This is a genomic window from Candidatus Margulisiibacteriota bacterium (genome assembly GCA_041658645.1).
Taxonomy (GTDB): Bacteria; Margulisbacteria; WOR-1; order O2-12-FULL-45-9; family XYB2-FULL-48-7; genus JBAZZV01.
This window is the reverse complement of sequence record JBAZZV010000001.1, coordinates 29,808-54,929: the sequence shown is the minus strand read 5'-3', so window position 1 is coordinate 54,929 and position 25,122 is coordinate 29,808. Positions and strand designations below refer to the sequence as shown.

25 protein-coding genes and 1 tRNA gene are annotated in these 25,122 nt (G+C 57.1%); 7 read left to right on the top strand and 19 right to left on the bottom strand.

Annotation, left to right across the window (positions count from 1 at the left end):
- Nucleotides 1–9: 9 nt before the first annotated feature.
- A complete protein-coding gene (locus WC903_00265) occupies nucleotides 10–735 on the bottom strand; it encodes a UPF0280 family protein (protein MFA5892389.1) in 726 nt (241 codons plus the stop codon).
- 14 nt (nucleotides 736–749) lie between these two features.
- Between WC903_00265 and WC903_00260 the strand changes: the two genes are divergently transcribed.
- Together WC903_00260 and WC903_00255 are read left to right on the top strand one after the other, a co-directional pair.
- The gene (locus WC903_00260; protein ID MFA5892388.1) at nucleotides 750–1,415 is read left to right on the top strand and encodes a metallophosphoesterase family protein; all 666 of its coding nucleotides are present in this window, start codon (nucleotides 750–752) and stop codon (nucleotides 1,413–1,415) included.
- A 61-nt stretch (nucleotides 1,416–1,476) separates the two neighbouring features.
- Nucleotides 1,477–2,382 carry a hypothetical protein gene (locus WC903_00255; GenBank protein MFA5892387.1) on the top strand — a complete coding sequence of 302 codons (906 nt, stop codon included), beginning with the start codon at nucleotides 1,477–1,479 and terminating at the stop codon, nucleotides 2,380–2,382.
- Between the two features lie 20 nt (nucleotides 2,383–2,402).
- Here the strand turns inward: WC903_00255 and hisB are convergent, their stop codons facing one another.
- The 3 genes from hisB to WC903_00240 are packed head-to-tail and all read right to left on the bottom strand — an operon-like array spanning nucleotide 2,403 to nucleotide 6,197.
- Nucleotides 2,403–3,029: an imidazoleglycerol-phosphate dehydratase HisB gene (hisB, locus tag WC903_00250; GenBank protein MFA5892386.1), complete on the bottom strand. Its 627-nt coding sequence runs from the start codon at nucleotides 3,027–3,029 to the stop codon at nucleotides 2,403–2,405.
- Nucleotides 3,026–4,036: a Holliday junction branch migration DNA helicase RuvB gene (gene ruvB / locus WC903_00245; GenBank protein ID MFA5892385.1), complete on the bottom strand. Its 1,011-nt coding sequence runs from the start codon at nucleotides 4,034–4,036 to the stop codon at nucleotides 3,026–3,028. Before ruvB ends, hisB begins: the two co-directional genes overlap by 4 nt.
- Nucleotides 4,017–6,197 carry a transglycosylase SLT domain-containing protein gene (locus tag WC903_00240; GenBank protein ID MFA5892384.1) on the bottom strand — a complete coding sequence of 727 codons (2,181 nt, stop codon included), beginning with the start codon at nucleotides 6,195–6,197 and terminating at the stop codon, nucleotides 4,017–4,019. The genes ruvB and WC903_00240 overlap by 20 nt, the downstream gene beginning before the upstream one ends.
- A gap of 49 nt (nucleotides 6,198–6,246) precedes the next feature.
- Between WC903_00240 and galT the strand changes: the two genes are divergently transcribed.
- Genes galT through WC903_00220 form a run of 4 tightly spaced genes read left to right on the top strand, consistent with a single transcriptional unit; the run spans nucleotide 6,247 to nucleotide 9,006 of the window.
- Complete coding sequence (galT, locus tag WC903_00235) at nucleotides 6,247–7,257, top strand: galactose-1-phosphate uridylyltransferase (protein ID MFA5892383.1); 1,011 nt, start codon at nucleotides 6,247–6,249, stop codon at nucleotides 7,255–7,257.
- Complete coding sequence (locus WC903_00230; protein MFA5892382.1) at nucleotides 7,254–7,829, top strand: TlyA family RNA methyltransferase; 576 nt, start codon at nucleotides 7,254–7,256, stop codon at nucleotides 7,827–7,829. The genes galT and WC903_00230 overlap by 4 nt, the downstream gene beginning before the upstream one ends.
- On the top strand, nucleotides 7,795–8,232 hold the full coding sequence (locus WC903_00225; protein MFA5892381.1) for a hypothetical protein: 438 nt from the start codon (nucleotides 7,795–7,797) through the stop codon (nucleotides 8,230–8,232). The genes WC903_00230 and WC903_00225 overlap by 35 nt, the downstream gene beginning before the upstream one ends.
- Before the next feature lie 12 nt (nucleotides 8,233–8,244).
- The gene (locus tag WC903_00220) at nucleotides 8,245–9,006 is read left to right on the top strand and encodes an NAD(+)/NADH kinase (GenBank protein ID MFA5892380.1); all 762 of its coding nucleotides are present in this window, start codon (nucleotides 8,245–8,247) and stop codon (nucleotides 9,004–9,006) included.
- Here the strand turns inward: WC903_00220 and WC903_00215 are convergent.
- The 8 genes from WC903_00215 to WC903_00180 form a co-directional block, all read right to left on the bottom strand.
- The gene (locus WC903_00215) at nucleotides 9,003–9,221 is read right to left on the bottom strand and encodes a hypothetical protein (GenBank protein MFA5892379.1); all 219 of its coding nucleotides are present in this window, start codon (nucleotides 9,219–9,221) and stop codon (nucleotides 9,003–9,005) included. The two genes, WC903_00220 and WC903_00215, sit on opposite strands and share 4 nt — an antisense overlap.
- Before the next feature lie 10 nt (nucleotides 9,222–9,231).
- Nucleotides 9,232–9,420, bottom strand: coding sequence for a hypothetical protein (locus WC903_00210; GenBank protein MFA5892378.1), 189 nt, complete (start codon nucleotides 9,418–9,420; stop codon nucleotides 9,232–9,234).
- Nucleotides 9,421–9,468: 48 nt separating this feature from the next.
- Nucleotides 9,469–10,434 (bottom strand): serine/threonine protein kinase, encoded by a 966-nt coding sequence (locus WC903_00205; protein MFA5892377.1) that lies wholly within the window; start codon nucleotides 10,432–10,434, stop codon nucleotides 9,469–9,471.
- Between the two features lie 20 nt (nucleotides 10,435–10,454).
- Complete coding sequence (locus tag WC903_00200; GenBank protein ID MFA5892376.1) at nucleotides 10,455–11,057, bottom strand: hypothetical protein; 603 nt, start codon at nucleotides 11,055–11,057, stop codon at nucleotides 10,455–10,457.
- Nucleotides 11,058–11,075: 18 nt separating this feature from the next.
- Nucleotides 11,076–11,158, bottom strand: a tRNA-Tyr gene (locus WC903_00195).
- A gap of 330 nt (nucleotides 11,159–11,488) precedes the next feature.
- The gene (locus tag WC903_00190) at nucleotides 11,489–11,614 is read right to left on the bottom strand and encodes a hypothetical protein (protein ID MFA5892375.1); all 126 of its coding nucleotides are present in this window, start codon (nucleotides 11,612–11,614) and stop codon (nucleotides 11,489–11,491) included.
- Nucleotides 11,615–11,628: 14 nt separating this feature from the next.
- The gene (gene rlmB / locus WC903_00185; GenBank protein ID MFA5892374.1) at nucleotides 11,629–12,144 is read right to left on the bottom strand and encodes a 23S rRNA (guanosine(2251)-2'-O)-methyltransferase RlmB; all 516 of its coding nucleotides are present in this window, start codon (nucleotides 12,142–12,144) and stop codon (nucleotides 11,629–11,631) included.
- Nucleotides 12,137–13,339 (bottom strand): aminotransferase class III-fold pyridoxal phosphate-dependent enzyme, encoded by a 1,203-nt coding sequence (locus tag WC903_00180; GenBank protein ID MFA5892373.1) that lies wholly within the window; start codon nucleotides 13,337–13,339, stop codon nucleotides 12,137–12,139. The genes rlmB and WC903_00180 overlap by 8 nt, the downstream gene beginning before the upstream one ends.
- 40 nt (nucleotides 13,340–13,379) lie before the next feature.
- Between WC903_00180 and WC903_00175 the strand changes: the two genes are divergently transcribed.
- Entirely contained in the window at nucleotides 13,380–15,644 is a 2,265-nt protein-coding gene (locus WC903_00175; GenBank protein ID MFA5892372.1) for a S8 family peptidase, read from the top strand.
- Here WC903_00175 and WC903_00170 read toward each other — a convergent pair.
- From WC903_00170 to WC903_00140, 7 genes are all read right to left on the bottom strand, one after another.
- The gene (locus WC903_00170) at nucleotides 15,641–19,702 is read right to left on the bottom strand and encodes a hypothetical protein (GenBank protein MFA5892371.1); all 4,062 of its coding nucleotides are present in this window, start codon (nucleotides 19,700–19,702) and stop codon (nucleotides 15,641–15,643) included. The genes WC903_00175 and WC903_00170 overlap by 4 nt on opposite strands.
- A 15-nt stretch (nucleotides 19,703–19,717) precedes the next feature.
- Nucleotides 19,718–20,953, bottom strand: coding sequence for a beta-ketoacyl-ACP synthase II (gene fabF / locus WC903_00165; protein ID MFA5892370.1), 1,236 nt, complete (start codon nucleotides 20,951–20,953; stop codon nucleotides 19,718–19,720).
- Nucleotides 20,953–21,909 carry a nitronate monooxygenase gene (locus WC903_00160; GenBank protein ID MFA5892369.1) on the bottom strand — a complete coding sequence of 319 codons (957 nt, stop codon included), beginning with the start codon at nucleotides 21,907–21,909 and terminating at the stop codon, nucleotides 20,953–20,955. The genes fabF and WC903_00160 overlap by 1 nt, the downstream gene beginning before the upstream one ends.
- 13 nt (nucleotides 21,910–21,922) lie before the next feature.
- On the bottom strand, nucleotides 21,923–22,168 hold the full coding sequence (gene acpP / locus WC903_00155) for an acyl carrier protein (protein MFA5892368.1): 246 nt from the start codon (nucleotides 22,166–22,168) through the stop codon (nucleotides 21,923–21,925).
- A gap of 35 nt (nucleotides 22,169–22,203) precedes the next feature.
- Nucleotides 22,204–22,947 (bottom strand): 3-oxoacyl-[acyl-carrier-protein] reductase, encoded by a 744-nt coding sequence (gene fabG / locus WC903_00150; protein MFA5892367.1) that lies wholly within the window; start codon nucleotides 22,945–22,947, stop codon nucleotides 22,204–22,206.
- Nucleotides 22,948–23,051: 104 nt separating this feature from the next.
- Nucleotides 23,052–23,921 (bottom strand): ACP S-malonyltransferase, encoded by an 870-nt coding sequence (fabD, locus tag WC903_00145; protein ID MFA5892366.1) that lies wholly within the window; start codon nucleotides 23,919–23,921, stop codon nucleotides 23,052–23,054.
- Nucleotides 23,922–25,121, bottom strand: a complete 1,200-nt coding sequence (locus WC903_00140; GenBank protein MFA5892365.1) for an electron transfer flavoprotein subunit alpha — start codon at nucleotides 25,119–25,121, stop codon at nucleotides 23,922–23,924. It lies immediately after the preceding gene.
- Nucleotide 25,122 lies beyond the last annotated feature (1 nt).

Sequence of the window (25,122 nt, the reverse complement as noted above, 5' to 3'; positions counted from 1 at the left end):
GTTGGATGTTTATAGCGGAACGATCTTTAATTTGCCCAGCGCACCCAGTTGGTCATCCTTGATGATGAGTACCCCGTCCAACCCCCTGATCTTCTTAGCAAACTTTAAGGCGGGCTCGATGTCGCTGACCTCTTTGACCTGGTTGCCAATGGCGGTGGCGGCGGCATCCGCCAGGGAGGCACTGGAGGAGATGACGACCACGGCGTCCGCCTTGCCGAAGCTGAAGGAGTGGCCGACGGTACCAGACGAGGTGCAGACCGAGAACGGCTTGGCCCGCGGCTCGAGCTCGAGGGCGATCTTCTCCGAGAAGGGTGACTTCCCCGCGTAAACCCCGACTTTCCGCGGTTGGTTGATCTTGAGGTAAATATCGCCGCCATTTTCAACAATTATCTCATCGGTTGAGGCGCGCAGGTCGCGGCCGACGAACTCGGCCAGGGCGCCGGCGACTGCGGCCATCGGCCCGACCTTGACCTGGCGGGCGGCGCGGGCCATTTCCCGGGCAATGGGCGGGGCCTCGTAGCGGAGGCGGACCGGCGAGTAAGATCTCTGGAAATTAGGGTCAAGGGCGATATATTTGTCCAACTCGGCGCGATATTTCAGGACGGCGGCCTGGGCCCGGTCATAGAGGTTGCTCTCGGCCAGGATAAGCAGGTCGGTTTCCTGCTCAATGACCTCGAACTTGATCAAGTTGTCGGCGCGGACGTAGTTGCGGTAGGCGCGTTCTTCATAAGCCATGTTATAATGCCCCCGTGCTTTATGGGATTATAGCAGATATTCACAGCAATTTGGAGGCGCTCCAGGCGATCCTGCCGGAATTGCGCGGGGTTGACCAGATCATTTGCCTGGGAGACATTGTTGGCTATGGCCCAAACCCCAACGAATGCCTGGAAGTTATCAGGCAAAACAGGATTGTGTCGATCGCCGGCAACCACGACCGGGCCGCCGTCGGCCTGATGGAGACCGTCCGGTTTAATGACAGCGCTCGCCGCGCGATCGAATGGACGGGTGCAGAATTAACCCCGGCCAACAGGAAATATCTGGCCGACCTGCCTCTATTGCTCAAATTCCCCGATTTTCAGGTCGTGCACGGCAGTTTACGCTCACCGCTGGAAGAATATATCTTTGGCCTTAAAGAAGCGCTGCCGACCACTGAGAGGATGTCGAAAAACCTGCTTTTTGTCGGCCATACGCATCTGCCGTTGTGCCTGAAGGAGAGAGGGAAAGAGATCATCAATCCAGGTGCGGTGGGACAGCCCAGGGACGGCGACCCACGTGCCAGCTTTGGTATCTACGATTCGGATAAAAACCTCTTCACATTTTGCCGTGCCGAATATAATATTCCCCCCGTTCAGGAAAAAATGAAAAACGCGGGACTGCCTCTGTCTTTGATCGAAAGAATAAGGTTTGGCGGGTAGTTTTCCAGATTTCCCCGGCTAAAATGAAATTTCTAAGCCAACCGTTCGATAATAAATTGTTATGAACAACTTGCCGGGCGTAAGTATTAAGAAAGGAAATGTAATCCATCAGGTTGATGCGTGTGAGCATCAACAAACTCTTCGAAAATTAAGAGAATTTCCCCGAACACGAGAAAAGATTGCTTTAATGAGCGAAAGTTTTTTTGGGAAGCCGCAGATTAGAATATGTCAACAGGGTAACTTGGTTACGGCGATAAGGGAAGACCATTCGAGAGAGATAAGCACCTTAATTAATATGCCGGAAAGTGATTATGTGCAACGGTTAAGTCTCAGCGAATGGAATTTAATGACAAGCTACCATGGGGACGATAGCCTGGTTAGAGTGCCTGTTACCATGCATGATGTTTTCGTGCAGGGAAAAATAACGATCAAAACCGGGAACCCCTATATGAATAATGCTTGGGAGGAATTTTACAACGCCCTAAGGGCCCGCTATCTTGGGATTGTAGAAGCAAAATCTCCAATCGGATTTTCTTTTTGGCTGGATGATATATATGGGGAAAGAAAACCGGGCAAAGTTTTTTATAAACACCTTACTGGAATGGATTTGGAAGAGGCGATCCGAAAAAATGATGCCTCACTTCTCAACTGGGCCCTTTGGGAAGCCGGGAAATTCTTGTCAAGGCTGATCCATGCCCACCTTTATTTATTTGATTCCGAACGGCTGGGCAACTATCTGATCGAATCGAGTTCAGCGGTCAGGGTTTTTCGTTTTCTGGATATGGAAAAGATGTATTATTTGCCCAAGTATAGCGATGAGAAAAAAGTAAAAATGCTAACAGGTTTTATTCAAAAAGCCTCCCACGTGGGCTTTCTTTCTCCCGAGAAAATGTCTGAATTTATCATTGTTTGCTCGGGAGGGTCAGACAGGCTTGCCTCATTAGTCAAGAAGACTTTGGGGCTTTAAAAAAAGCCCCGGGATAAATTTTATAGCCGGCCCTTGGTTGACGGGACCCCTTTTTTCCTCGGGTTGATCTGACAGGCCCTTGAGAGCGCGACTCCAAACGCCTTAAAGATCGCTTCGATCTTATGGTGGGTATTTTTGCCGCGTTTCAGATCGACATGCAGAGTGATCCCCGCTTTATAGACAAAAGCCTCGAAAAATTCCCGGAGCATTTCATCGTCTAGATAAAGCTTAACTTTTTCCCGGCCGATTTGCGCGTAGATCAACTCTTTGGGGAATTTAGCTTTAAAGGTGAAGTGGGGACGGCCGGAAATATCGACTGCGGCTTTGACCTCGGCCAGCGATTCGTCCATCGGCACGATCGCGTGCCCATAACGCTCCAGCTTTATTTTTTTCCCGAGAGCTTTATTAAAAACTTCGCCCAGAGCTAACCCGGTATCTTCGACCAAATGATGGAGGTCAACTTCCAAGTCCCCTTTGGCCTCCAGTTTAAGGTCAAATAATCCGTGCTTGGAGAAGAGGGCCAGCATATGGCCGAGAAAAGGAATCGGGTAGACGATCTTATTCTTCCCCGAGCCGTCAAGGTTCAGGTTGATCTCGATCTCGGTCTCTTTGGTCTTCCGGACCAGTTTAGCTTTTCTTTGTTTCATTGAAATAAGCCCCCTTGCGGCGCTGTTTTTTTATCCGAACTCAATTTGCGCCCGACATGGCTGGCGGCCGACGGCGTTGCCATTCTACCCCGCGGCGTCCGCTCGATAAAGCCGAGCTGCATCAGATACGGTTCATAAACATCCTCGATCGTTTCCACTTCTTCGGAAATGCCCGCGGCCAGGGTTTCTACGCCGACCGGCCCGCCGCCGAACTTGTCGATAATAGTAATGATGTACTTCCGGTCGATCTTGTCGAGGCCGAACTCGTCGACCCCCATGGAGTCAAGGCATTCTTTGGTCAGGGCAAAAGTGATCGCGGCCTCGCCTTTGACCTGGGCGTAATCCCTGACCCGCCGGAGGAAACGGATGGCAATGCGCGGGGTCCCGCGGGAACGTTTGGCGATTTCGAGCGCCCCGGCCTGGTCGATCTCGCTCTCGAGCTTCCGGGCGGCCCGTAAAATTACCTCCCGGAGCTCTTCCGGCGAATAGAACTCCAAGCGGTTAACGATGCCGAAGCGGTCGCGTAGCGGGGCGGAGAGGAGGCCGATGCGGGTCGTTGCCCCGATCAGGGTGAAGCGGGGGAGGTCGAGCCGGATCGAACGGGCGCTCGGACCCTTGCCGATTATGATGTCGAGGCCGAAGTCTTCCATGGCCGGATAGAGGATCTCTTCGACCACATTGTTGAGCCGGTGGATCTCGTCGATAAAGAGGATATCGTGTGGCTTGAGGTTGGTCAGAATGGCGGCGAGGTCGCCCGGGCGCTCGATCGCCGGTCCCGATGTGACCTTGATATCCGCCCCGACCTCGTGGGCGATGATATTGGCCAAGGTCGTCTTGCCGAGGCCGGGCGGGCCGTAGAAGAGGAGATGTTCGAGCGCTTCTCCGCGCGACCTGGCTGCCTCAATATGGATCTTGAGGTTCCGGAGGACCGCTCCCTGGCCGACGAACTGGCCAAAGCCCTGCGGCCGCAAACCGACGTAAAGCTGGTTATCCTCTCTTTCGGTCATAAAGCCTCTTGTACTCGAAGTAGCTCCCCATCACTTTCTGGACGTAGAGGCGGGTCTCGCGAATGGGAATGCTTTCAACGAACTCATCGATGTCGACCGCCCCCAGGTTGCCATTATACCAGCTATCGACGTATCTTTTGATCCGGTTCGGCCCGCCGTTGTAGCCGGCCACGGCCAGGTAGGCGTTGTCGCTGAAGCGCTTGATCAGGTCGGTCAGATAATAACTCCCCATCTCGATGTTGACTGCCGGCGTGTAGAGGTGGGCGGTCCGGTAACTGCCGTATTTTAAATTTTTAGCGATCCCCCGGCCGGTGGCCGGCATGATCTGCATCAGGCCGCGGGCGCTGGAGCGGGACTTGGCCCGCGGGTTGAACCGGCTCTCTTCGCGCATCACCGCCAGCAAGAGATAAGGGTCGGTCCGGAATTTGGCGGCCTGGCTCACGGCTTGGCGCCAATACGCCTTGGGATAAGAGAGCTCCCACATTTTCTTGGGGACGGCGCTTTGCTGGCCGGCCATGATCGCTGCCTTGATCCGGCGGTCGGCGAACCTGATCGGCGTCCGGTAATTGCCGCGGCTGACCAGCATTTCACCCAGTTTTGTCTGGACAGATTCTTTCTCGGTATCAGAGGTAATGCCGACCAGATAGCGGGCCTCATCGGCGGCGTAATCGGTCAGGTTAAGGCTCATCAGTTCCTTGTATTTGATCAGGTGGGCCTGGGCTTCGGCGCTGTTTGAGTCCCCCAGCACTTCCGCGTTCGCTCTTTCCCAGATCTCCATGATGGCGGCTAATTTGGCGGCATCGGGGGCCTCCATATCGTTCAGCGCCAGGCTAAAATCTTCGCCGGTGAAAGGGGAGCGGTTATGAAAGGTCAAACCATAGGCGTTGATCTTATCCAGCGCCCGGTAAGCGTAATAGGTGTGGTCGTAGCGGTCGACCAGCTTTTGGTAGCCCTCGATGGCGGCGGCCCGGTTGCCGAGCCGCTCCAGCGCCTTCGCCTCAAAAAAGAGGCAGCGCGGACTATCTTCGCCCGGCGGGTAGACCTGGGCTAAATGGAAATAGGTGGCGGCGTTCTTGAAATCGCTGTTCCAGTAATAAATGCGGCCGAGCCGCCAGATGGCGGCCGAGACCGACGCGCTGTAGGGGTAAGACTTGATCAGGTTGTAATAACCACCCAGCGCTCCGTCGGTATTCCCTTTCTGTTCATAATAATAAGCGATCCAGTAGGCGGCGTCGTCGGCCAGGCCGGACTCGGGGTAGCGGTCAGTTACTTTTAAGAGAGAGACGATGGCGTTGTCATAATCGCCGCGGCGGCCGTAAGCCTGGCCGAGATAATAATGGGCGCGGCCAGCCAGGTTCGGCGGCCCGGCCGTGGCGCGCCGCAGGTCGGAAATAGCCGCTGATTGGTTGCTCTGCATTTCGGCCCGGCCGAGCATCAACCAGGCTTCAGTGACGAGCCGGCTTTTAGGATATTCACGGGCCAGGCGGGAAAAGATGTTAGCCGCCATCTCAAAGTCGTCCTGGTCGAAATAGTCCATCCCCTTCTTGAAGAGCGCGGCGGCGGAGGCCTGGAATTTAGGGAGCTTTTTTTTATGGGCCTTTTTCAGCGCCGCGATCGCCAGCCGGGACTGTTTGCCAAAGTAAGTCAGAGGATGGAGGAGATCGGTCTCCCCGTAAGCGAGATAGGCCCCCGCCCAGTCGCCAGCCCCCTGCTTGGCGCGCGCGATCAGGAAAGAGGCTTCGGCCGCTTCGGGCGCGTCAGCATACTTGTTGATCAGGTTACGGAATGTTTTTATAGCTTGGGGGAAGTTCTTACTATTAAAATAGGCTTTACCTAACATTAAATTTGCCGGGGGCTGGAGGAGGCTGCCGAAATAGCCGGTGACTAACTGGTAATATTCGGGGATAGCTTGCTCATAGGCGCCGCCGGCGTAAAGGGTCTCGCCGACCTCGAACTGGGCGTAATCGGCCAGGGGAAAAGCCTTGGCTTCGGCTGCCTGGCGGAAGAGGGCGAGCGCTTCGGTGGTCCGTCCGGCGGCGCGCAGTTCAACGGCCTGGGCAAAAAGCGCCCCCGCTTCAAGCTTCCCTCCCTCGAGTGAAGCGGCCTGGAGGGGCCAAGCCAGCGCCAGGAGCAATAATAGGGTAGCCAGGGAGTGTTTCATGCTGTAGCGTCGCCAATTATAGCATTTTTTGTGTTATAATTCAAACACCATGCCAGAGTTGCGCCAGAACCCGGCGACCAAAGAATGGGTCATCATAGCGACGGAACGGGCCAAACGGCCGGAAGAATTCTACTCCGGGCCGATGGTTAGGCTCCCGGTCGAGAAGGATGGCTGTCCGTTTTGCGTCGGTCGGGAAGACCAGACCCCCAAAGAGATCCTGGCTTACCGCACCTACAACACCAAACCAAATCACCCCGGCTGGTGGATCCGGATCATTCCCAACGCTTTTCCCGCCCTGGTCCCGGAAGGGGTCCCCGAACGTTCCCAGGTCGAGAACTTTTTTACCCGCATGGCCGGGTTGGGAGAACACGAAGTGATCATCGAGTCCCCCAACCATGACGAAACGATCGTGACCATGGAGCCGAAACAAGTTGAGGAGATATTTCTCGCTTACCGGGAAAGATATATCACCCTCTCCAAGGACCCGCGCTTTGAAATGGTCATCCTGTTCAAGAACCATGGGGCTTCGGCCGGGACCTCGCTCCGGCACCCGCACTCCCAGATCATTTCTGTTCCGGTCACCCCCCTGCATATCCGCAACCGGATCGAATCGGCGATGCATTATTTTGACGACTACGGGACCTGCGTCTATTGCGAAATGATCAGCAAGGAAATTAAAATGGGCGAGCGGATAGTGTTGGAGAGCGATAATTATGTCGTCTTTGAGCCGTTCGCCTCACGCTCCCCTTTTGAGACCTGGGTCCTGCCGAAAAAACATAACTCCTCCTTTGAGAACATCTCGGCCGAACATGCCAAGGAGCTGGCCTTTGTTATGCGCGGCGCGCTGACCAAGATCTATAATTCGTTGAACAACCCGGATTACAACTTTGTCATCCGTTCCACCCCGGTCCATGAAAAAAATGTCGAGTATTTCCACTGGCACATCATGATCCTCCCCCGCGTTTCCGCGGTGGCCGGTTTTGAGCTCGGCTCCGGTATTTACATTAATACGGTCATTCCCGAAGATGCCGCCCGGTATCTGCGCGAGACCAGGGTGTGAGCCCCTTTGTCAGCCGCGGCGGGCTCAAGCTCGAACATGCCCTGAATGAGTTTAAGATCGATGTTACCGGCCTGGCCTGCCTCGACGTGGGGGCCTCGACCGGCGGCTTTACCGACTGCCTGCTGCAGCGCGGCGCGGCCAAGGTTTACGCGATCGATGTCGCCTACGGCCAGTTCGACTGGAAATTAAGGAACGACCCAAGAGTCGTGGTCGTCGAGCGGACAAATATTCGTTACCTGAAACCGGACCAACTTTATGGCGCGGCGGACAAAGCCAGTCTGGCCGTGATCGACGTTATCTTTATCTCGCTGGTCACGATCTTCCCGGCGGTTTATGACCTGCTAGCGCCCCAAGGAGAGATAGTAGCCCTGATCAAACCGCAATTTGAGGCGAAGAGAGAACAAGTTGGCCGGGGCGGGATCGTTCGGGACGAAGCGGTCCGGGCAGAAGTGGTGGCGAGGATCAAGCAAAAAGCGGCTGAACTCGGTTGGGAGGTTGGCGGCCTGACCCGGTCGCCGATCGAAGGAGCGAACGGCAATGTTGAGTTTCTTATCCACCTCACCAAAAAGTGACGTTGAGAACCTCCTGAAACGGGCGGGCTACCGCCTCGACGCCCGGAACAAAAAAGGGGTCGTCATCGTCTCCGTTGATAACCAGGAGCACCTCGGCGACCTGGCGGCCGATTATATCGTCAGCCGGGAGGGGAAGCGTTTTGTCGTTGTGGTCAAGGCGAGCGCGGAAGCGTTCGACCCGACCGAACCGGTCCAACGCCGCCGCCTGGTCGAGCTGGACTGCGCTTTCGCCCTTGATGGTTTGCTGGTCGTCGACCTGCCCGAACGCCGGATCCACCGCCTCGGTTTTAAATTCCCCAAAGAGCGGCCGCTCGACGCCTTTTTCCAGATCGTGATCGGCGGGTTTCTTCTCGGCGGGGTTGCTGGTATAATCTGGCTGCTGGCGTATCTCAAGCTGTTCTAAAAGGAGTATTATATGACGACCGTCGGGGTTATTTACAAGAAAGAAGATTCGCTGATCGCGGGGACCGCCCAGCAAGTGATCCGGGACCTGAAAAAAGAGGGGTATAAGGTCGATCTGGCCAAGGCCAAGTTCGTCATTACCCTCGGCGGCGACGGGACGATCCTCAAAGCGGCCCGGGCGCTGGCGCCGCGCGGCCTGCCGATCCTGGGAGTCCACCTGGGGGGGATCGGTTTTCTCTCGGAGCTGGAACTGCGCGAATTAAAAACCGCCTTGCGGCAGGTCCGGGCGGGGAAATATGTGATTGACGAGCGGATCATGATCGAGGCGCACACCGCCGGGAAAAAACTGGTCGCCTTGAATGATCTGGTCATCACTAAAAGCGGTATCGCCCGGGTCATTAAATTTGAATTAGAGGGGATCGCCCGCTACACGGCCGACGGCTTGATCCTGGCGACGCCGACCGGCTCGACCGCCTACAACCTGGCGGCCGGCGGCCCGCTCCTTGACCCGAATGCTTCCAGCCTGATCATCTCGGCCATCTGTCCTCATAGCCTAAGCAACCGCTCACTGGTCACGAATGGGCCGGTGACCTTTACCTTGCACCGGGGCGACGGAGTTCTTCTGACGGCCGATGGCCAGCAACTCCTCCCGTTGAAGGTTGATCAGCAGGTCGTGGTCAGGAAGTCGGAGCACAAAGCGCGGTTCATCCGATTAAAAGATTATAACTTCTTTGCCCGGGTGAAAAAGACTTTTGGTTTTGGAGAAGGGAACTAGTTGTCGTAGCGGCCGGTATTGAGCGCCGTGAAGCGCGAGATGTCGTCCACCAAAACGAAGGCGTGCGGGTCGGAAAAATTCGGGGCCGCAGTGAAGGGGAAAACGGAAAAGAGAACGACCCGGTGCATATCGGCGTCGACCAGCTTTTCGAAGTAATTATACATCGTCTGCTTTTCCAGGGTCTCGATCACTTTGGCGTTGTCCATTGTATTCATGGCTTAGCTCCTAAAAGTAACTCTTCTTACCCGCTTCGTGTTTCAGGAAAATATCGGCGAACACTCGGACGAACTGCCCGGAGGGTTGCTGTTGTTTGCTCATTTTTAGCGCGTCCTGGACGTAATTGGCCCTTTTTTCTTGGCCGGTCCGGCTGATCGAGGCGACATCGTATTCGTTCTTGTTTGGTTGGCTGCTCATCTTATTTCTCCCACATATATATCGGCACTTTCGGCGGGTAATTTCACTTTATCGGGGGAGGGTCAAATCTGTGTAGATCAACGCCTGCAGTTCTTTGATCAGTTCGTTCCAGTAGCGGGGAGTTCCGGTCTCGGGGAAATGGGTCGGGAAATCAGGCTCCTGGCTCTGGACCGCCAGCCAGGCGGCAAAATGGAGCATCCTCATCCCCCGCAGAGGGAGATAAAGCTCCAGTGAAGCGCGGTCGAACGGCCGGAAGAGTTCATAGCCTTTTAGGAACCAGGCCAGTTCATTCTCGCACTTTTCCGGCGTATCCGGGAGGAGTAGCCAAAGGTCCTGGACCGGCGGGGCGACACAAATATCGTCAAAATCGACGATGTAGATCCCCTCGTTGGGGCGGTGGATCAGGTTCCCTTTATGGCAATCGCCGTGGCAGAGGATGAATTCGACCCCGGCAAAGAGGGGATCTTTGGCTTTAATGAATTCTTCGGCGGTCCGCTCCAGGGCCAGCTTAAAATCGGGGAGGAGGAAAGGGCTGTTAAGTAAAACTTCCAGGTGATGCCGCGTCGCGACCGCCGGCCGCCAGACGACCCGTTGGCTTTTTGTCTGCAGAGAGCTGATCAGATGGATCCTGGCCAGCAGACGGCCGAGCTCTTCCCAAGTCGGCTGGTTGAACTCGTCGAGGGCGCGGCCGCCTCGTTTAGGGAAAAGAGCGAACGGGATGATATTGTCGAAGAGGGTTTCCCCCTTAATTTCCAGCGGGGGGATGACCGGTATTTCTTGCTCGGCCAGGGTCTTTAATAATTGATGTTCTTCGCGGATGAGGGTTCCCGGCCAGCGTCCCGGGCGGTAGAATTTAGCGATCAGCCGCTCGCGCGAGGCGTAGCGCTCCAGCTCATAAACCCGGTTGATGTAGCTGTTGCGTTGGAGGAGGAGGGGGCTTAGTTTTTCCCCGATGGTCCGCTCGCAAGCGTCGAGGATATTGTCATGGTTCAGTTCCTGCCAGACGGAAGTCATAGGTTAATGATAGCAGATTCTTACCGGCCGAAGAAGACAAAGTCTTTAAGTTTCTGATAGAGCCAACCCTTTTTTAGCCCCCCTTTGTAGCCGGCATGTGAACCGCCGCTAACGACTGCCGCGTAAGCCGCTTCCGGACGATAACCTTTGACCTCGACCAGGTAGCGGCCGATGACCGCTCCAGTCCGGTCCGCCCCCCATTTACAATGGATATAGACCGGTTGTTGCAGGGCGGCGAGGAATTCCTGCCACTCGCGATCGTTCGGCACTTTGGCGATATGAAGCGGAAGGTGCAACCTTTTTAGTCCGCTCTGGGTGAGGAGTTGCGCGTAGCGGGTCTGGATGCCGGAACTGTTTTCCAGATCGATGACCGTGACGACCCCCTGTTTTTTCAGATAAGCGAGGATGGCCAGGACCTCCGCGTCGCTGTTGCCGAAATTATTGGTCGGGTTAAGCGGGTGCCCGCCGGCGTGGACCGTCCGATCGATCACCCGGTAGTTGTAGGGGAGGGGGCCGCTGCCAGAAACTTCGGCCGTCGGATATTTTACGCAGATAGAACTGGTCGCCACCGAGGGGAGGACCAGGAGGAGGGCCAGCAGGAGTGTAGATAGCCAACGTATCATTAGTTTATTTATTAAATATGGAGAGGGAAGGATTTGAACCTTCGAAGGCGTAAGCCGCCTGATTTACAGTCAGGTGCATTTGACCACTTTGCTACCTCTCCACAACGATCAACCTCAAACCTCAAACTTCCAACCTCAAAACAAATATCAAACTACAAGTTTCAATTTCCAATTACGCGTTACGCATTACGCGCTTCGCGTTACGACCCAGTTAATATCCCCGATTCGCGCGTTTTTCTTTTTTCAGGACCCGCTTTTCTTTCAGCGATAATTTAGCGACCTTCTTCACGTTCTTGCTGCTGCCTTGTTCTTTGTTGGCCATGCTGTCACCTCCTAAAATAAGGGAAAGGGGTTTCGGTTACGAATCGTTGTCCGCTAACTGTGGAATCGCCGAACCAACGCCGCAACCGAAACCCCAAATAAACGGTTGCTTACCGCTTTTTGCTCTTTTTCCGACCGCGGGCCATCTTCGCGCGTGAAATGTCCCCCTTCTTGTCGATGAAATAGAGGTAACCTTTCTCTTTCTTAACCCCGCACTTCAATACTTTTTCCGCCATTGCCATTCACCTCCTTATATAGGAAGTCGTTGTCGAAGAACCTCGTAAAGTAATATGCCGGCAGCCACGGAAGCGTTGAGCGAGTTGATCTTGCCGCGCATCGGCAAACGGACCACCTCGTCGCAGCGCTCCTTGACCAGGCGGGCGATCCCCGCTCCTTCGCTGCCGATGACCAGGGCGACAGGTCCCCGGTAATCTGCTTGATTATATAACCTCTTTCCGTCTATTTCAACCCCAAATACCGTCAGAGATTGGTCGCGCAGCCAGCGGATAGCCTCGGCGATGTTGGGCACCCGGGCGATGGGGACCATTTCCGCCGCGCCGGTCGAGACTTTAATGACCGTTTCGGTCACCGGGGCCTGGCGCGCCTTGCGGATGACGACGCCGTGGACGCCGGCCGCCTCGGCCGTGCGCAGGATGGCGCCGAAATTATGCGGGTCCTCAATACCGTCGAGAACGAGAAGGAAAGGGGACTCGTTCCTAGCCGCGGCGATCTCGAGCAGTTCGGGCAGGTCGCGGTATTTAAACATTGGCCAGCGCCGCGGCAAAGACGCGCAGCGCCTGATCGATCTGTTCCCGGGTGACGTTGAGCGGCGGGATAAAGCGGATGACCGTCCCGTCGCCGCCAGTCGAGATGAGGACCAGTTGTTTAGCCAGGCAGTAATTAATTATTTTTTTGACCGGTTCACTGGCGGAGAAGTCAACACCGATCATCAGGCCGAGCCCCCGCACTTCCTTGATGACGGGGAACTTTTTCTGCAGCTCTTTCAATTTACCCAGCAGATATTTCCCCTGCTTTTCAGTGTTGGGGAGCATCTTCTCCGCTTTGATAACCTCGATCGTGGCGATGGCCGCCGCGCAACCGACCGGGTTACCGCCGAAGGTCGAGCCGTGCGCTCCGGGTGACCATTTACCCATGACTTCCGCGCTGGCGATACAGGCGCCGAAGGGGAGGCCGGAGGCGATCCCTTTGGCCAGGGCGATGATATCGGGGGTGACGCCGGCGTGCTGGCAGGCGAACCATTTGCCGGTGTGGCCGAACCCGGTCTGGACCTCATCGAAGATCAGCATTATTTTTTTCTGGTCGCACAGCTTCCGCAACCCCTGGAGAAATTGCTTGGGGACGGCAACATAGCCCCCTTCGCCGAGGATCGGTTCTATGATCATTCCGCCGATCTGGTCGGGGTGGCTCTTGATCAAACCTTCCACCACTTTCAGGTCGAACGGGGCGATGTAAACATTAGGGATAAGCGGTTCGTAGCCGTCCCGGTATTTCATTTTGGAGGTAGTGACCGAGAGGGCGCCGAGGGTCCGCCCGTGGAAAGCGCCCTGAAAGGCGATGATCCCCGGTTTCCTGGTGACATACTTGGCGAGCTTGAGCGCGGCCTCGACCGCTTCGCTCCCGCTCTGGCAAAAGAAGGACTGGGCGTTCTTCATGGGGACGATCCGGGCCAGCTCTTCGGCCAGCCGGACGTACGGCTCGTAATAGGCGACGCCGATGCAGGCGTGGATCAGCTTCTCCGCCTGCCGCTTGATCGCGGTCACCACCTTGGGGTGGCAATGGCCGGTGACGGCGCAGGCGATGCCGGTGGCAAAGTCGAGGTACTTCTTCCCGTCCAGGCCGTTGAGATAACCGCCGGAGCCGCCGGCGATCTCAAAGTCGTCAAAATATTTACCCAGGACCGGGGACATCACCTTTAGGCCGCGCGCTTTCAAATTGTTCATCCTTTTATTATACGACAGAGTTATGCTATACTTCAACACCATGAACCGCCAAGTTTTGTCGGCCGCCGCCGGCTGGCTCCTCCTTTCATTATTATGCCTGGCCCACGCTGACTATGCCCCCGGCCAATTAGCGGTCAAATTCAAACCGGGACAAGTTAAAACCACGTCGGTTTCCGCTCTGAGCGTTAAGCGCGGCGTTGCCGAGATCAAAAAACTTTTCACGGCCGCGTCGGTTTCCGCCTTGAGCGTTAAATACGGCGGTTACCGGATTAAAAAACTCTATGCCGATGCTTTGGCCATCCGTCCCGACTGGACCTATCTGGATAACCAATACGTGTTGGTCTTTTCTCCGGAAGCCGACGTGAAAAAAGCGGCGCGCGATTTCGGCCAGGACCCGAATGTCGTGACTGCCGAGCCGGTCAGCAGGGTGCGGGCTTTTGATGTCACCCCTCTCGACACTCATTATGCGCAGCAATGGGGGTTGCTGAAGATCTCGGCGCCGAGCGGCTGGAGCCGGACGACCGGTGCTTCGGAAGTGATCATCGCGGTCCTCGATACCGGGCTTAACTACAACCACGAAGATTTTGCCGGCAAGGTCGATACCGTCCACATGAAGGATTTTGTCAACGGCGATAACGATCCTATGGACGATTTTGGCCACGGAACCGCCGTCTCCGGCGTGATCGGCGCGGTCACCAACAACTCCAAGGGGATCGCCGGGGTTGATTGGGGAGCAAAGATCCTGCCGCTTAAGGTTCTCGACAGCAGCGGAAGCGGGGTTCTGACCGATATCAATGATGCGTTAGCAGATATCGCCGCTCTTAAATCGACCGGGACCAATATTGTGGCGGCGAACATGAGCCTGGGCCAATATAACTCTGGGGCGGATAAATACGCGGAAGAGAACCCGAGCAATTTAAAGGACCGCTGCCAGGAGGCTTATAACCAGGGGATAGTTTTGGTGGCGGCGGCCGGTAACGATAACGTTGACTGGAATACTTATCCCGCTTACTACTCCACGGTAATAGCGGTGGCGGCGACCGACACGACCGACAAGCGTTCGGTCTGGAGCAGCGGGCAGGCTTCGAATTACGGCAGTTGGGTCGATGTGGCCGCCCCCGGGAGCGGGATTTACAGCACCGGACATCCAGAATCAAGCGTCCAGGAGAATAATTATTATGGTAGTTGGAGCGGGACTTCGCTTGCTTCCCCTTATGTCGCCGGCCTGGCCGGCCTGGTCAAAGCGGCCTTTCCTGCCTCGAGCAATGCGCAGATCATGGACCAGATCGAGAACTGGACCGATAATATAGATGCCCAGCAAGACCCGGCCTATGTCGGCAAGCTGGGGAGCGGCCGGATCAATGTCTATAAAACGCTGGTCAGCGCCGGGTTGCTGGCCAACATCAGCGCGCCGGCCGCCGGGGCGTACCTCCGGGGGACGGTGACGGTCAGCGGCAGCGCCAGCGGCTGGAACTTCGGGGCCTACACGCTCGAGGCGGTCAGTAACGGAAGCGTGGAGGCGACCATTACCAGCAGTTCCAGCCAAGTCGATAATAATACCCTGGCCAACTGGGACACGACCACGGTCAGCGACGGGGCCAAGAGCCTGCGCCTCCGGGTCTATACTGTCGACGGCGCGAGCCTGGAAACGGCGGAGGCCGTGACTGTCAATAACATCCTGCCGGTCGCGGCCTTGCTCACGCCGGCCGCTGGCGCTACGGTGGAGGGGCGGACGACGATCACCGGCACGGCCAGTAACGCTTTCCTCGACCATTATTTGCTGGAGTATGGTTCAGGTGAAGCCCCGGTCGTCTATCAGACGATCCGCCTTGGTTATACTTCGGTGACCAACGGCGCGCTCGGAACCTGGGAGAGCGCCGGCCTGTCGGGCAACTATACTCTCCGCCTGACCGCCTATAACCAGGCCGGATCAGCGGCGACTACCTCGGAAATAGTGGCGATCAAGAGCGAAGCGCCGACCAAGGAGATCGAACCGCAGCCCGGCCTCCCGCTGACCTTTGCCCTGCCGAACCCTTTTGACCGGCAGAGCGCCGGCGAGGTTTCCCTGGTTTACAACTTACAGGGAAATTTCAATACCACCATCTATCTTTTTGACCTGAACGGTAACCTGATCTGGCGCCGGACGTACGGGGCCGGGGAAAATGGGGGGAAGTCCGGGGCGAACAACCCGGGCTGGAACGGCCAGAATTTATACGGTGAAGGGGTCCCGAACGGGGTTTATTTCTACCAGATAACTTCCGACCGCCAAGTCATTGGCCGCGGCAAGATCATCGTCCTCAATTAAAAGTTCATCGTCCCTTCGAAACTGATCAGCTTCGCTTTGAAGTCGTCGCCGTGGTTCTGGTTATTGATGTAGTCGACCTGCTTGAGCGAAGCGAGGACGTTGAAGTTGGAGAGGACCGGATTATCGACCGGGATGGTGATGTTGAGGCTGATCGTCGTCGTCGTCTTTTTCAGGTCGAGGTCGACCACCGAGCCGGACTGCACTTCCCCCTTATTGATCTCGTCCGCTATCTCATAATTGAGCGTTCCCCAGCTGAAGACCTGGTAGCTCGCCCGGGTGTTGGTCATGGTCTTGGGCCGGCTGTCGCCGGTCTTGAGATTCTTGGTGATCTTCTGGTTATAATCCCCGTTCAAACTTAATTGCGGCAGCATTGGGATGGTCAGGGTGGTGTTGGCGGTGACCGTCTGGTTCTCGGTTTCGGTGCTGACCGGCGAGGTCAGAGAACTATTGTAGTTCTTGTATGATTCGACATTCAGACCACAAGTAATCGGCAGGATCGGGATGATATTGACATTGAGCGTATAGTTCTGGGAGAGGGTGTTGGTCTGGGTGCTGACCATTTCCGACCCGGACGGGGCGGTCTGCAGGGTGTCCGAGGTGGCAAAGCGCGAATTCAGCTTCAAGGCGTTAAAGGAGATGGGGGTGAAGTCGATATCCCCGGCCTTGCTCCGGCCGGTCGTCTTGTTAAGCGCCCCGGTTTCCGGGATGGTCAGGCTCCGGGAATAATTACCGCCGACCGAGAACCAGCTGAAGGGAGAGAGGCGGGTGCCGGCGGCGGTCCGCTCGCTCATCGGGTTTTCCTGTCCGGCAGTGTAGGCGGTCCGTTCCTGGCGGTTATGGTCGAGCGAGCCGGCCAGCATCGAGAACGGGGTGACGTCCATGTGATAGGTCTCGTTCTTGGTCGAGACGGCCGCTTCCGGGATCGGGACGAGCTTCAACTCATCGTGGTTGAGGAGCGAGACGCGGGCCGTCCATTTCTGGAGGAAGAGCATCGTCAGGTCGAGGTTCAGGTTATAGGCGTTGTCGAGGATCCGGTTATGGGCGGTCTTGGCCTCGTCCGAGCCGAGCGTGAGCGGTTCGTTATATTGGAAATCGTAGCCGGCGCCGATCCGGTCGGTGAACTTGAGGTTGCCGCTGGCGTGGTAGTAATCGATATTCTGGGTCGACTTGTTGGCTCCCCGGTCGATCACGTCAGTCTTGGAAGTGGTCTTGCGGTAATCGTATTTCTGGGAATAACCGAGCACCCCCCGGGACCAAGCGGCCGGGACGAGGCTAATAGCGTAGGATTCCTGCTGGTTGTCATTGTTGTGCAGGGCGCCGGCGGCGAGCGGATCGTCGATCGTGGCCAGGGTCCGGTAATCGACGTTGAACTGGGCCAGCCCGCCGGGGTTGATCCCGGTCGAGAGCGAGTTGTCGTAACTGTAGGTGAAGGTCTGGCGTGAAGAGCCGAGCGGGTTCTTGTTGACCTTATACGAGTAGTTGGTGAAGAACGACTGGACCGGCGGCTTAAAACTAAGGTTGTATTCGTCGTATTCGGAGCCGACGCCGATCGCCGTCCCGCCGAGCGGCGAGAAGTCAAAACCGATCTTCTTGGTCGAACCGCCGGCGGTGAATATATCGCCGAAGAGCCGGGTCTCGGCCCCCAGGCGGAAGGCCGAGTCGCTCTTGACCTTGGTTTGCGAGATGGGGCCTTCGCTCGACTGGTAATTGTACTGGACGGAGATGACGTCCTGGGTGGCCGGGGTGATGTAGTAGAAGTTGAACGCGCCGGGAGCGGTGTAGCTGATAAAATAATCGATATCCCGGTTGAGCAGCTGGTTATTGACGTAAAGCTGTTCGCTGGCGTCGATGATCGTGGCGGGGGAATGGAGCTGGTAGTTTTTCGTGCCGTTTCCAATAATGGGAGGTTCGGCCGTGGTCACGGAGGTATAGACCTGATCGGTCTCGCTCCGGGCGTAGGAGCTATCCACCTTGAAGGCGTCCCCGATCTTGAAGCTCCCGTCAAAACCATAGGCGACCTGGGAAATGTCGTCGCTTCCCGTGCTCTGGGGGGCGACATACTGGTAGATCAGCTGGAAGTTCTTGGCCGGGGCCAATTCCTTGTTGAAAGTGAGCGCGGGGCTGTCGGCGTTATAGTTGATCGCGTAACCAGTGTCCCCGGCGTTCGATTCGAAACTGCCGTTGCGGGTGTAGGTGGTGATGACCGACGACCCCTGGTCCCAGACCTGGAGAGTTTCCGAGCCGGGGACGATCTGGCGGATATTGCGCAGGTAGTAGGGGCCGCGGCTCCCGTCGCCGACGCCGGAGTATTTGCCGACGATGCTCTTCTTATAGGTATAAGTGACCGTGACCTCGTCGGAGGCCTCCAGGCTCAAGATGTTGTTGTAGAAGTAGAGCGTGCCGGTGCCGTAACCGTCGGTCGGGTCGTTGCGGTCGGTAATATAGCCGAGCGAAACGGGGGGGGTGACCCGGATAAAACCGGTCACCGGGTCGACATCGGTCGTCGGAATGGTAAAGTCGACCTCCTGGGTCAGTGGGCGGCTGATCCCCCCCTGCTTGAGGAGGACGGTCAGGTTCGCTTCGCTCGTCGGCAGGACCGGCCGGTTCTTGAGGTTAAGCAGGTAATTGTTGCTGATGAGCGACGAGCCGGTGGCGCTTTCGATGACGCTGGCGGTCGGCGAACCCCCGCCTTTCTTGGCTGATTCCTTGAGGTAGGTGGCGCCGAGCTTCAGCTCTTTGGGGAACTTCGACGGCGTCGAGGGCGGGAAGGCCATGGCGTTATAGCGATAGTTCGCCTTGATCTGCGAGGTTGGGCCGAGCACCACACCGAATAGGATCTCGCCGGTCTCGTAGTTGATCGTGTAATCGAGGTCGCGGACAAAGAGCTTGCTGTCGACCTCCAGCCGTTCGCTCTCCGGGACCAGCCGTTTGTTCCGCGTCCGGTAGGGGCCGCGGCTGCCGATGCCGGGGATCATTTCCACTTCCTGGGAGGTAACGTAATAACGGGATTCGACCGACAGGGCTTCTTCCGACGAGGGCATGAAGCGGGTCAGCAGTTTAAGCTCCCCGGTATCGTAGCGGATGATATAATCTTCGTTCTTCTTGAGCTGGGTCCCCATGAAGGTCAGGACCTCGCTGAACTTGACCAGCGGGGCAAAACGGAGCCGGTAGCGCCCGGAAGCCTCTTCTTCCTGGACCTCCGGTTCGACCGAACCGGCCGAGGGAAAAACGTCGCGGGCCATGGTGATGACCGGTTCTTCCTTGGGGGCCGGCTGGCCGAATTTTTCCGGGTCGATAGTGAAGCGCGACTGGAAGCCGAAGAAATCGCGCTTGGAGAGCGACGGAAAGAAGAGATCAAGGACATTGGTGTATTCATACGAATATTTGAACTCGTCGGTCGAGTTGAGGATCCGGTTGAAAGTGATCTTCCCTTCGAAATAATCGACGGTGTAATCGACGTTCTTGGTCAGGGTCAGCCCGTTCATCTGGACCTGTTCGGTCCCTTCGACGATCGAGCCGTGGCCGAGGTTGTAGGGGCCTTTGCTGTTGTTCCCTTTCTGGGAGGTCAGCGCCTGGGTCTGGCTTTTTAATTTGGCGGAGGGGACGGTGACGATGTCGTACCAGGTATCCTTGGCGGTCAGCATGACGCCGTTAAGGTATTTCGAGGTCGAAACGAACTCGTTGCCGGAGAAGTTGGCGGTCAGGTCGCCGAAGGTCAGTTCATTATTGTAGTATTTGACCTTGACGTCGAATTTCTCCGGGGTTTCCGGCTGCTGCTCCAGGTCGTAGGTCACCGAGAGGTCTTCCGAGAGCTGGCCGAGGATGCGCAACTGCAGCCGCTCCTGCCAGGGGCCGCCGGAAAAGGTCGGGTAAAAGCCGCCCAGCTGGGTCAGGCCGGCGAAATAATTATTGGCGGGGTCGATCTCAACTTTCTTGTTCTCCCACTTCTTGAAGCCGGAGATGTCGATCTGGGGGTAGGCCGATTCGGCCAAGGCGAGAGAAGAACAGAGAACACAGAACACGGAACACAAGACGATGACGGCTGAGCGCTTTTTCACGAGGCCATTATATCATCAGGCGTATTTTTTGACTACCAGAATAGCGTTGTGCCCGCCGAAGCCGAAAGAGTTGGAAATAGCGGCGCGGATCGGCATTTTTCTCGCCTCTTTGGGGATGTAATCCAGGTCGCACTCCGGGTCCGGGTTCTCGTAATTGGCGGTTGGCGGGGCGAGATCGTTGACCACTGACAGGGTGGTGGCGATGAGCTCGACCGCGCCGGAGGCGCCAAGGAGATGGCCGATCATCGACTTGTTGGAGCTGATGGCGAGCTTTGGGGCGTGGTCGCCGAAAGCGGTCTTGAGCGCCATCGTCTCGTATTTATCGTTCAGTTCGGTCGAAGTGCCGTGGGCGTTGACGTAGTCGATATCTTCCGGCTTCAGGTTGGCGTCCTTGAGCGCCGCCCGGATCGCCCGGACCGCCCCTTCGCCGCCGGGCGCGGGCGCGGTGATATGGTTGGCGTCGCCGCTGGCGCCGTAACCGACCAGTTCGGCGTAAATATGGACGCCCCGTTTCTGGGCCGATTCGAGAGTTTCCAGGACGACGATCCCGCCCCCTTCGCCCATGACAAAACCGTCCCGTTCCCGATCGAACGGCCGGCTGGCCCGGGTCGGTTCGGCATTGCGGGTGGAAAGGGCCCGGGCCGCGGAGAAACTGGCGACCCCGAGCGGGGTGATGGCCGCTTCGGCCCCGCCGCAGAGGGCCATTTCGGCCGCGCCGCGCTGGATCGTCTTATAGGCCTCGCCGATGCAGTTGGTCCCGGTGGCGCAGGCGGTCACGACGCAAAAATTGGGGCCTTTGGCGCCGAGCATGATCGAAACGTAACCGGCTGCCATGTCGGTGATCATATAGGGGACGGTGAACGGGGAGAGCCGGGACGGTCCTTTGTCCCGCAAAATATAGGCCTGTTGCTCCAGCATGTCGATCCCGCCGATGCCGGAACCGACAACGACGGCGATCTCGTTGCAATTGTCCGGGCCGATGGCCAGTTTGGCGTCGGCGACCGCCAGTTTGGCGGCGGCCACGGCGAACTGGATAAAGCGCGCCAGCTTGCGCGCCTCTTTCCGCTCCAGGAAGAGGGCGGGGTCGAAGTCGTTGACCTGGCCGGCGATCGTCGTCTCAAAGCCGGTCGTGTCAAAATGGGTGATCGGACCAATGCCGCTCTGGCCGGCGCAGAGGTTGGCGAAATACTTGGCGTGGCCGATGCCGATCGGGGTGACGGCGCCGAGGCCGGTAATGACGACCCGTCTCATTAGTTGGCTGCCTCCGCTTCGCTGACTATCTCGGCGACGATCTTGGCCGCCGGCTTGATCGAGCGGTCGGGGATCTTCCAGACATATTCGCCGGAAAAGACGACCCCGTTATCGATGTCCCCTTGCTGGGCGTTATTCAGCGCCTGGATGATGCAGTACTCGAGCGAGCAATGCTTGAGGCAAAAATCGCAGCCGACCGGTTTGGGCGCGGTCTTAGTGCGGATCTTATCAACGAAGGGGGTCCGGATCGCCCGGCCGGGCATGCCGACCGGCGAACTGATCAAGACGATGTCTTCCTTGGTAGCTGACTGGTAACGTTGTTTGTAGATGAGCGGGGCGTTGCACTCTTCGGCCAGGACAAAACGGGTCGCCATCTGTACCCCGGACGCCCCGAGCTTGAGCGCCCGGACCACTTCGGAGCCATGGACGATGCCGCCGGCGGCGATGACCGGGAGCTTGACCGCCGCTTTGACCTCCGGGAAGATATCCCAGACGGAACGGTCGGTCCCGAGGTGCCCGCCGGCCTCTTTCCCTTCGACGATGATGGCGGCGGCGCCCAATCTTTCGGCGGTCTGGGCCAGGCGGGCGGAGGAGACGATGGAAACTATCGGGGTCTTGCCGGAATGGCCGTAGCCGAAAACGTCTCGGGAAAAACCAGCCCCCGTGATGATGAGGTCGATTTTTTCCTTGATCGAGGTCTGGACAAGTCCGACAAATTCCCGGGCGGCGTACATGATGTTAACCGCCACCAGTCCCCCTGCCGCCAAATCCCTGGCGATCTTGATCTCTTGCCGCAGCTCGTCAAAAGCGAGGCCGGAGGCGCCGATCACGCCGATCGCGCCGGTCGCGGCCACTGCCCCGGCCAGTCGGCCGGTGGATATCCTGACCGCCATCCCTCCCTGAATAATCGGGAGCCGGGCGGTCAAACCATCGATCTTGAGCTGCGGTAACTTCATGTTGATTCTCCTGTTACTTTTTGCCGTGCGCCATGACGTAGGTGATCGTGTCGCCGATCGTCTTGATCTTTTCGGCGTCCTCGTCCGGGATCTCCATCCCGAAATTCTCTTCCAGGGCCATGACCAGCTCAACGGTGTCGAGCGAGTCGGCGCCCAGGTCGTCGACGAAAGAAGCGGTGCGGGTGATCTCGGCGTCGGTCACGCCCAGCTGCTCACTCACCACTTTTTTCACTGCCTCGTAAACTTGGTTTTCGTCCATATTCATTCCACCTCCTTCCTTAATTAAATACTAAACTACATGTACATCCCGCCGTTGACGGCGAGCACCTGGCCCGTGACGTAATCCGACTCGGGCGAGGCGAGGAACAAGACGGCGTTGGCGACGTCTTCCGGCGTGCCCAGTTTGCCGAGCGGGATCTGGGCCATCATCTTCTCTTTGACCTCGGGCGCCAGCTTGTCGGTCATTGCCGTCTGGATGAACCCCGGGGCGATGGCGTTACAGCAAACATTACGCGACGCGAGTTCTTTGGCGATCGTCTTGGTGAAACCGATCACCCCAGCCTTGCTAGCCGCGTAATTCGCCTGCCCGAAGTTCCCCATCTGACCCACGATGCTGGCGATATTGATTATTTTACCGTATCTTTGCTTCATCATCAATCCCGCGGCCGCTTTGGCACAGTTGAAGACGCTGGTCAGGTTGACGTTGATAACCGCGTCCCAGTCCTCTTTTTTCATCCTGATCAGGAGGTTGTCCTTGGTGATCCCGGCATTATTGACCAGGATGTCTACTTTACCAAGAACTTTAACGGTTTCCGCCAGGGCGGCCTCGACTTCGGCCGGATCGGTCACATTGGTCTTCAAGGCGAGCGCCTTGACCCCCAGGGCTTCAACTTCCTTAGCGGTTTGGGCGGCCAGTTCCAGGTTGATATCGGAAACGACGACATCGGCCCCGGCTTTGGCCAGGGTGAGGGCGATCGCTTTGCCGATCCCTTGCGCGGCCCCGGTCACGAACGCGACCTTACCCTTTAGCTTCGTCATATTTTCCTCCTCGGAAACCTGCGAATAAACTTCGCGGTTTCCTCATCGATGTAGGGACAACCCTTGTGGTTGTCCATTATTTCGGACAGGGACAAGCCCTGTCCCTACATTTCCGAAAAAGACTTTACTTCAACGTTACTATCGATCTTCTTGATCAAGCCGGCCAAAACCTTCCCCGGCCCAACTTCCACGAACGAATTAACTCCGTCGGCGATCATTTTGCGGACCGAATCTTCCCAGAGGACCGAGCTGGTCACCTGTTTATACAATAATTCTCGGATCTCGGCCGCGCCGGTCACCGGCTGGGCGGTCACGTTCGCTATTACCGGGACCTGGGCCTCGTTTAACGCGATCTTCTCGAGCTCTTTTTTTAATTTATCGGCTGCCGGCTGCATCAATGGGCAATGGAATGGGGCCGAGACGGCGAGTGGAATGACCTTCTTTACTCCGGCCGCTTTCAGTTTCTCTCCGGCGGACTCAACCGCTTCCTTTTTCCCGGAAATGACGACCTGACCGGGCGAATTGAAGTTGGCCGGCCAGACATTACCGACTGCGGCGCAGATCGCCGCGATCGTCGCCCGGTCGCCGCCAAGCAGGGCGGCCATCGCTCCCTGGCCAATTGGAACCGCCTCTTGCATGAACTGACCGCGCCGGTTAAGTATTTTTACCCCGTCGGCAAAAGAGATGGCGCCGGCGGCGTAAAGAGCCGAATATTCGCCGAGACTGTGCCCGGCGACAAAATCGGGCCGTAAGCCGTTGGCCGTCAGTTGTTCGAACATGGCGACCGAGATAACGAAGATGGCGGGTTGGGTGACGGCGGTCTTTTTAAGCTCTTCCTCCGGTCCCTCCAGCACGATCTTTTTCAGGTCGAACCCGAGGATGGTATTCGCCTGTTCCAGGTACTTTTCGGCCAGCCCTAACCCCATCCCCACGGTCTGCGCTCCCTGGCCCGGGAATACAAAGGCTGTTTTCATTTAACCTCGCAGTTCTTTGATCTGCCGCGTCAGTAGCGGGACATATTCAAAGAGATCGCCGACGATACCGTAGGTTGCAACCTTGAAGATCGGCGCGTCGGGGTCTTTATTGATGGCGACAATGGTATCAGACGACTGCATCCCGGCCAGGTGCTGGATCTTGCCGGCGATACCGCAGGCGATGTAAAGTTTAGGCGAAACAGTTTTCCCGGTCTGGCCGACCTGGTGGTGGGCGCTGATCCAGCCGGCGTCGACCGTGGCGCGTGAGGCGCCGACCGCCCCGCCGAGGATGGCGGCCAGCTCTTCGATCAGCTTAAAATTCTTCGCTTCCTGGAGCCCCCGGCCGCCGGAGACGATGATCTCCGCTTCAGAAAGATTTACTTTGACACTCTCATCGGCCACTATTTCCAGCAACTTGACCAGCAGGTCTTCCGCGTTGATGACCGGGGAGAACCGGATCACTTCACCTTTTTTCGGAGCGGCTACCTTGATCTTCTTGAAAACCTTGGGCCGAACGGTCGACATTTGCGGGCGGTGTCTGGGCGCCTGGATCGTCGCCATGATGTTGCCGCCAAAAGCCGGCCGAGTTTGTAAGAGAATTTTCTTGATCGGGTCGATGTCGAGGCCGGTGCAATCGGCCGTTAGCCCGGCGCCGACGCGGATCGCCAGGCGGGCGGCCAGGTCGCGTCCCATGGTGGTGGCCCCCAGGAGCATGATCTCCGGCTTATACTTCGTGATCGCTTCGGCGATCGCCCGGGTATAGGGAGCGGTATGATAATGTTTCAGTTCCGGGTGGATGAGCAGGTAGACCTTGTCGGCGCCGTAGTCGAACAGGTGGTCGAGTTCTTCTTCAATATTCTGATCGCCGCAGAGAACGGCGCAAAGTTCGGTCTTGAGAACGCCGGCCAGCTTCTTCCCTTCCGACAGGAGTTCATAAGCGACCGACTGGATCTTCCCTTCGCGCTGTTCGGCAAAGACCCAGACCCCCTTAAAGTGGGAGAGGTCGGCATCGGCCCCGCCCAGCTCTTTTTTCAGATCAATGGCGTTGAATTTGCACGATTCGACGCAGGCGCCGCAAAGGGTGCAGGTATCGAGATCGATAACGGCTTTCCTTTCGACCATTTTGATCGCTGCAAAGGGGCAGGACTTAACGCAGAGGGTGCAGCCGGTGCATTTTTCGGCAATTATCTTAATACTCATG

What these genes read in the sequence shown, in the direction of transcription:
- fabG (MFA5892367.1), bottom strand. Translation starts at nt 22,947, where the DNA reads ATGACGAAGCTAAAGGGTAAGGTCGCGTTCGTGACCGGGGCCGCGCAA.
- WC903_00175 (MFA5892372.1), top strand. Translation starts at nt 13,380, where the DNA reads ATGAACCGCCAAGTTTTGTCGGCCGCCGCCGGCTGGCTCCTCCTTTCA.
- acpP (MFA5892368.1), bottom strand. Translation starts at nt 22,168, where the DNA reads ATGGACGAAAACCAAGTTTACGAGGCAGTGAAAAAAGTGGTGAGTGAG.
- WC903_00240 (MFA5892384.1), bottom strand. Translation starts at nt 6,197, where the DNA reads ATGAAACACTCCCTGGCTACCCTATTATTGCTCCTGGCGCTGGCTTGG.
- WC903_00265 (MFA5892389.1), bottom strand. Translation starts at nt 735, where the DNA reads ATGGCTTATGAAGAACGCGCCTACCGCAACTACGTCCGCGCCGACAAC.
- WC903_00180 (MFA5892373.1), bottom strand. Translation starts at nt 13,339, where the DNA reads ATGAACAATTTGAAAGCGCGCGGCCTAAAGGTGATGTCCCCGGTCCTG.
- fabF (MFA5892370.1), bottom strand. Translation starts at nt 20,953, where the DNA reads ATGAGACGGGTCGTCATTACCGGCCTCGGCGCCGTCACCCCGATCGGC.
- WC903_00210 (MFA5892378.1), bottom strand. Translation starts at nt 9,420, where the DNA reads ATGAGCAGCCAACCAAACAAGAACGAATACGATGTCGCCTCGATCAGC.
- galT (MFA5892383.1), top strand. Translation starts at nt 6,247, where the DNA reads ATGCCAGAGTTGCGCCAGAACCCGGCGACCAAAGAATGGGTCATCATA.
- hisB (MFA5892386.1), bottom strand. Translation starts at nt 3,029, where the DNA reads ATGAAACAAAGAAAAGCTAAACTGGTCCGGAAGACCAAAGAGACCGAG.
- WC903_00225 (MFA5892381.1), top strand. Translation starts at nt 7,795, where the DNA reads ATGTTGAGTTTCTTATCCACCTCACCAAAAAGTGACGTTGAGAACCTC.
- WC903_00190 (MFA5892375.1), bottom strand. Translation starts at nt 11,614, where the DNA reads ATGGCGGAAAAAGTATTGAAGTGCGGGGTTAAGAAAGAGAAAGGTTAC.
- WC903_00160 (MFA5892369.1), bottom strand. Translation starts at nt 21,909, where the DNA reads ATGAAGTTACCGCAGCTCAAGATCGATGGTTTGACCGCCCGGCTCCCG.
- WC903_00215 (MFA5892379.1), bottom strand. Translation starts at nt 9,221, where the DNA reads ATGAATACAATGGACAACGCCAAAGTGATCGAGACCCTGGAAAAGCAG.
- fabD (MFA5892366.1), bottom strand. Translation starts at nt 23,921, where the DNA reads ATGAAAACAGCCTTTGTATTCCCGGGCCAGGGAGCGCAGACCGTGGGG.
- WC903_00255 (MFA5892387.1), top strand. Translation starts at nt 1,477, where the DNA reads ATGAACAACTTGCCGGGCGTAAGTATTAAGAAAGGAAATGTAATCCAT.
- WC903_00140 (MFA5892365.1), bottom strand. Translation starts at nt 25,121, where the DNA reads ATGAGTATTAAGATAATTGCCGAAAAATGCACCGGCTGCACCCTCTGC.
- ruvB (MFA5892385.1), bottom strand. Translation starts at nt 4,036, where the DNA reads ATGACCGAAAGAGAGGATAACCAGCTTTACGTCGGTTTGCGGCCGCAG.
- WC903_00205 (MFA5892377.1), bottom strand. Translation starts at nt 10,434, where the DNA reads ATGACTTCCGTCTGGCAGGAACTGAACCATGACAATATCCTCGACGCT.
- WC903_00200 (MFA5892376.1), bottom strand. Translation starts at nt 11,057, where the DNA reads ATGATACGTTGGCTATCTACACTCCTGCTGGCCCTCCTCCTGGTCCTC.
- rlmB (MFA5892374.1), bottom strand. Translation starts at nt 12,144, where the DNA reads ATGTTTAAATACCGCGACCTGCCCGAACTGCTCGAGATCGCCGCGGCT.
- WC903_00220 (MFA5892380.1), top strand. Translation starts at nt 8,245, where the DNA reads ATGACGACCGTCGGGGTTATTTACAAGAAAGAAGATTCGCTGATCGCG.